The 5317-nt window shown below is 28.2% G+C and carries 6 protein-coding genes and 1 pseudogene; 2 read left to right on the top strand and 5 right to left on the bottom strand.

Features of this window, described 5'->3' with window-relative positions; genetic code table 11:
- Positions 1-144: transposase (locus L866_RS09385; RefSeq protein WP_156919544.1), on the top strand; the 144-nt coding region annotated here is incomplete at its 5' end.
- Positions 145-413: 269 nt separating this feature from the next.
- Here L866_RS09385 and L866_RS0107865 read toward each other — a convergent pair.
- The 5 genes and pseudogenes from L866_RS0107865 to L866_RS0107845 all read right to left on the bottom strand — a co-directional run bounded on the left by L866_RS0107865 (position 414) and on the right by L866_RS0107845 (position 4775).
- Positions 414-932 (bottom strand): hypothetical protein, encoded by a 519-nt coding sequence (locus tag L866_RS0107865; protein WP_025730798.1) that lies wholly within the window; start codon positions 930-932, stop codon positions 414-416.
- Positions 933-1359: 427 nt separating this feature from the next.
- A pseudogene (locus tag L866_RS09380) lies at positions 1360-1994 on the bottom strand (transposase); the annotation flags it as partial.
- Positions 1995-2122: 128 nt separating this feature from the next.
- On the bottom strand, positions 2123-3154 hold the full coding sequence (locus tag L866_RS0107855; protein WP_025730796.1) for a CPBP family intramembrane glutamic endopeptidase: 1032 nt from the start codon (positions 3152-3154) through the stop codon (positions 2123-2125).
- 281 nt (positions 3155-3435) lie between these two features.
- On the bottom strand, positions 3436-3723 hold the full coding sequence (locus tag L866_RS0107850) for a hypothetical protein (protein WP_169729080.1): 288 nt from the start codon (positions 3721-3723) through the stop codon (positions 3436-3438).
- A gap of 86 nt (positions 3724-3809) precedes the next feature.
- Entirely contained in the window at positions 3810-4775 is a 966-nt protein-coding gene (locus tag L866_RS0107845) for a DUF1542 domain-containing protein (RefSeq protein ID WP_025730792.1), read from the bottom strand.
- A gap of 241 nt (positions 4776-5016) precedes the next feature.
- Here L866_RS0107845 and L866_RS0107840 point away from each other — a divergent pair.
- The coding region (locus L866_RS0107840) for an IS256 family transposase (RefSeq protein WP_025730790.1) at positions 5017-5317 on the top strand (301 nt) is incomplete at its 3' end.

The raw sequence follows: 5317 nt of genomic DNA, 5'->3' as shown, positions 1-5317 counted from the left end.
CCGATTGAAGGATTAAACAACAAAATCAAGGTACTTAAGCGAACTGCTTATGGCTACCGTAATTATTCACACTTTAAAAATAGAATTTTATTAATGATGCGCTTATACGTGACCAATCAATCATCTACGTCTGTTTCTTTTTGACAATTTATCTAAAAATAAAACCAATCGAGTATTCATGCGTTTATAATAATTGTTGATCTGTAAAAAAAAGAGGAGAAGTAACCATACGGTTACCTCACCTTGTCATCAACCCTATTTGACAAAGAGCCACTTTTTCAAGTGTCTACTTTAGGGGGAGCATATCAATTGCGCCCTTTTTCATGTTTTTTGATTTTTTCTAAATTAATATAATATTAGAAAAATTAATAATGTGGGAGTATTACTCAAATTTTTGTTCTCTAGTTATTTTATTAGAAACTTTTTAATTTCTCTTCGAATCTATCTAATTGATTTCGTTGCATTGCATAGAATAGATAAAAATCTCTATCTTCATATGGTACATATGAATTAAAAGAACTATTAAATGCTTTTAAATTTCTATAATTATGAAGGAATTCATCATTTGAAGAACCACCATTATAAAAAATTTCACTATATTTCCATTCTAATATTAATCCATCTACTGCAATATTTAAAAAACGGATTTCTTTTTCGTCAGTTGCATGCTGAATTTTTAATTTTAGTAAATCTAATTTGTCCCAATTTTTATTTGTTTTACTAAAAAAATTGTCTAACCTTTGAATATATTTTTCTTTTCTTTTTTCAAGGTTTAATTTTGTTTTTTTAAACATAAGTAATGGACTACCTGTTTCGTATCGATTGACTGTCTGAGAAGCATCTGCTACTACTGGTTTACTCCCAACTAAGGCACACCCTAAGATACATATAGTTGCTCCTAAGCTAACTGAATTTTTAAATGTTTTTTCCATAACATTCCTCCATTTGTATGATTAATTTACTAAATAAATATATATTAATAATTTCAAAAAGTCAATATATTACTTTTAAAAAATACATTATACAAATATTATGTTGTATTCATTAAAATTTAACTTTTATTAATAGTTTATTGTAATAAATTAATCTATTTCTTTATTTAATTTAAATTGGTAAATTATAAGGTTTATTTATCATCCACGACGATAAATGCTTGTTACTCTCATTTTACTATGCAATTGTATTCATAAGGATTATAATAAACTGTTTCATATATTTTAAGAATAGCATTAAAGCCATTGTATTGATTTCTTAGTTTAATATGAAATAAATAAATTTTTCATCATCATATTGTATTAAAATTAAACGATTAAGTAAGTCCGTTAGCAATATTTCACTCTAATGTAATTGATTCAATCATTCAAGAAGATTGGTGCTTTTTAATCGATTGTAACTTTTACCCATTATGGTGTATTGAAAGGCACCTTCAAAACCATTATCTAAAGTTTTACAGGCTTTTGTATAGTTCTTTCAATCGATATAGTTAGTAATCAGTCGATTTTTAGCGTCTCGTGCCAAGTTAATATCGGTTACCATCATCGGTCATTAGATAAAGATAATGAGTGGCTGAGAGCGAATAGTTCTGCCACTCATTGACCATTGGGTCTAATTGTTCAGTTAGAACAGAAAAAAATTTTAACACAGATTTTCTGCAAAGCTCCTCACCAATTTTAGAGACTTTACGCGCAGAAATGCTTGAAACATACATCTCAAGCATAGAAGCAAGCAGTGTTTTCTCATAATATTGGTAACGCTCAAACGCCGTCGGTAAAAAATCACTATCACGAGTTCTTGGTACCTTTAAGCGAAGTGTGCCTACCTGAGTTGTAAAGTCTCGTTCATAGTTATCGGCCGGGATATATTCTGTTTGTTGATTTTCCATCAACTGGTTAAACACGGTTGTCAAAATGTTTTTCGAGATATCATCTTTCAACGAATGTTCAATCATGCTTTGAATCTCTTTTTTTTTTCAATGTAAAATGTACTTGGATCATGTAAAATCCTCCTGGGTATGTTTTGTGGTAAAAACATTGTACCTTAAAAGGAGCTTTATATGACCTTTTATTTTTCACACAATTATATGGACTTTATCAATTAAGTGATTAAAAAAATTTGAATATACTTAATTATTAAGGACCGATATTGTTAAATATAGATCATATAAGTAAATTGCAAATAAAATATATGAACTAATTAATAAAGCATATGTTATAAAATAATATGATAAACAATATTTTTTACTTATATTTTTTTGAGATGATTTCTTTCCTGTTTCCCCTTCTAATAAGAACTTCCAAGATAGATTATAATGTTTTTGAAGATATTGAAGAAGGACATATAACATAACAAAGGCTATTAAAAGAATTAAAAAATTTAAAAGCAAAGTACCGAATGCTTGAAATTTTTCAATACTATCTTGCACTCCTGGATTATCAAAATATAAACTACTTATTGTCGATATGAAATTATTTAACACATGGACAATCATCGTTGTATATATTTTTTTGGTACAACAATAAATCAATCCAAAGAGTAACCCATAAATTAATGCTGAAGGGATTTGATCAATTGTAGCATGCATAAAACTAAACATTAAACTAGAAATTACAATTGCGAACAAAGGCGAAAAATTTAAAAGATAATGAGTTATAGTTTCCCTATATATAAATTCTTCAGCTAATGGTCCTATGACAAAAGCATATAAAAGCATTCCCATTTGTACTGTTTGACCAACATTCTCTTTAGATGACATAGCTGGATAAAAAGTATATCCCAATTGATTCATCAAAACTTCATAACCGTTAGCGAATATTCCCGCTGAATAATTGAATGTTAATCCAACTATCAATACTAATAAAATTAATTTCCAATCAAGATCTTTTTTTAAATCTAGTTTCTGAAACACCATCTTATTTTTCCAATAAAAAATGTACGTAACCAATAATTGTAAAAATATACAAACAATTGATATATATCCGCTATAATTTAATGATAAATCATGTTGTGATATCGAAATCCCCAAAAAATTTGTCATTATACTACTGATGATAAAAGTTACTTTAGTATAAGAATGCACTAAAACCAAATAAGAAACTATCGCAAAAAGATTAATCTTAAATAAATTTCTTCGAATTTCATTTTTTTGTAAAATCATTTGTTAACCTCCATTTTAAAGATGAAATTATTATAGCACTCTGTTTAAATATAGTAAATAATAATTTTATTTGTCGGGCAATACAATTGTTTTAATTGCTAGCTATAAATTATAGAATCCTTATTTTATCTTTTGATCTAAAAATGAGGCGAAGTAACCATGCGGTTACCTCACCTCGTCATCAACACTATTTGACAAAAAGCCAAAACTCCCTCCTATAATAGTTTTACTTTTTCAAGCGACTACTTTGGAGAGAGCATATCATATTAAAATCTATTTGATTATTTAAATTTTTGTTTAAAGTTCGGTAATGATAATCCGATTCCTGATAAAATGGCTAAAATCGCAGCACCTAATGACACTACTTCACCTGTTTGAGGCAATTTAGCTGCTTGTTTATGATTATTATCTGCAATGTTATTTGATGCTTTTGAAGTTTTTAATTCGTTTGTTGTACTTATTTGTTTTTTCTCTGGAATCATCGGTACATTTTGTTTCAATTCTTCTTGTTTAATTTCAATATGTTCTTTTCCAAGCATTTCTGACTTTAGCTGGTTTTTAGTATTCATGTTCTTTTTAATTTTTAGTGTGTCAAATTTTGGCACGAAAGTGTTTTTATCATTTGGTTTTGGAACGCTTAAATTATTCTCTTTTTTTACCTTTTCTTGATTGTTCTCTTCGTGTTTAGGATTAATTGGTGTATATTTTTTTCTTTTAAATTTTCTGTTTTCTTGGTATCCTGATGCTTCGATTCATTTTTAGGTATATTTAATATGTTTCTTTTTTCTTTTGGACTTGCTTGAATTTTCTCTTCATACTTAGGCGAAATTGGTTTAAACTCTTCACGCCTAAGCATTTCTTCTTGTTTATCTTCTATTTTTTCTTCTTGTTTAGGTACATTCAATTGATTATTATCTTCATTTGGAATTAATGGTGTATTATTTTGTTTGTTGAAATTTTTATCTTCTACTTTTATTTTCTCTAAAGGTTGAAGAGCTGCTTTAATTTTTTGAATATTATATAATCCCTCTACTTTTGCTTGTTCTACATCATTATTTGATTCAGCTTCATCAATTGCAATAATAGCTTTGCTAACTTCAGTATTTAATGCATATTTTGCATTATCTTTTTGCACCGTTGTTACGTCTTGTTCTAAGTCAATACTTTCATTTGTATATTTTTTTTGATTTTCAATCGATGTTTTAGCATTTAGTTTTATGATAGCTGGTTTTTTTAATTCAGAAAAAGTCTCATCAATTTCATCTACTATTATTTTTAAATTATCTTTTTGCTGACTTTGTTTAACTTCTGTTATTTTACCTTCAATATAATCAATAATTTCTATTTCTATCTCTTTTTTTTCTTCCGTCGTATATCTTTTATCATATTTAAAAGCTTGTATTTTTTCATTTTTTCTTTGTTTGATCTCTTTTAGTGCTTTTTCTTGTGTATATTCAGTTTGACTTTCATTTAAGTTTGATACAGTTTCTTGTGCTGGTTCGCTCGCTTGAATGTGTAAGGAGTGAGATTCCAATATGGTTAATCCAATCAAACAAGATGCTACTCCTATACTTAATTTTCTAATAGTGTACTTAGGTTGATTTTGTTGATTTTTTTTCATTTTATCCCTCCGAGTTATCTTTTTTAATTACTTCATTTTTGAATCTTAATAAAATATATACTTTTCATATTCATTAGTCAATATTTATACTAAAACAATATTTTAATACTTATAATTGATATGTGATGAGGCTGGGACAAAAGGATAAAGTCCATATAATTGTGTAAAAGATAAAAGGTCATATAAAGCTCCTTTTACGGTACAATGTTTTTACCAGAAAACATACCCAAGAGGACTTTATATGACCCAAGTACATTTTACACTGAATAGCGAAGAGGTTCAAAGCATTATTGAACATTCGGTAAAAGATGATGTGTCTAAAAACATTTTGACAACAGTGTTCAACCAGTTGATGGAAAATCAGCGAACAGAATATATCCAGGCTGATGACTATGAACGATCCGAAAGTCGTCAGAGTCAAAGAAATGGCTATTATGAACGAGACTTTACAACGCGGGTAGGCACACTTCGCTTAAAGGTGCCAAGAACGCGTGATGGCGATTTTTCACCGACGGTGTTTGAGCGTTACCAACGGAATGAAA

The organism is Atopobacter phocae ATCC BAA-285, assembly GCF_000526675.1.
Classification (GTDB): domain Bacteria; phylum Bacillota; class Bacilli; order Lactobacillales; family Aerococcaceae; genus Atopobacter; species Atopobacter phocae.
Note: the sequence above shows the minus strand (reverse complement) of the source record. Positions and strands in the feature narration are given on the sequence as shown.

What these genes read in the sequence shown, in the direction of transcription:
- L866_RS0107865 (WP_025730798.1), bottom strand. Translation starts at nt 932, where the DNA reads ATGGAAAAAACATTTAAAAATTCAGTTAGCTTAGGAGCAACTATATGT.
- L866_RS0107855 (WP_025730796.1), bottom strand. Translation starts at nt 3,154, where the DNA reads ATGATTTTACAAAAAAATGAAATTCGAAGAAATTTATTTAAGATTAAT.
- L866_RS0107850 (WP_169729080.1), bottom strand. Translation starts at nt 3,723, where the DNA reads ATGAATACTAAAAACCAGCTAAAGTCAGAAATGCTTGGAAAAGAACAT.
- L866_RS0107845 (WP_025730792.1), bottom strand. Translation starts at nt 4,775, where the DNA reads ATGAAAAAAAATCAACAAAATCAACCTAAGTACACTATTAGAAAATTA.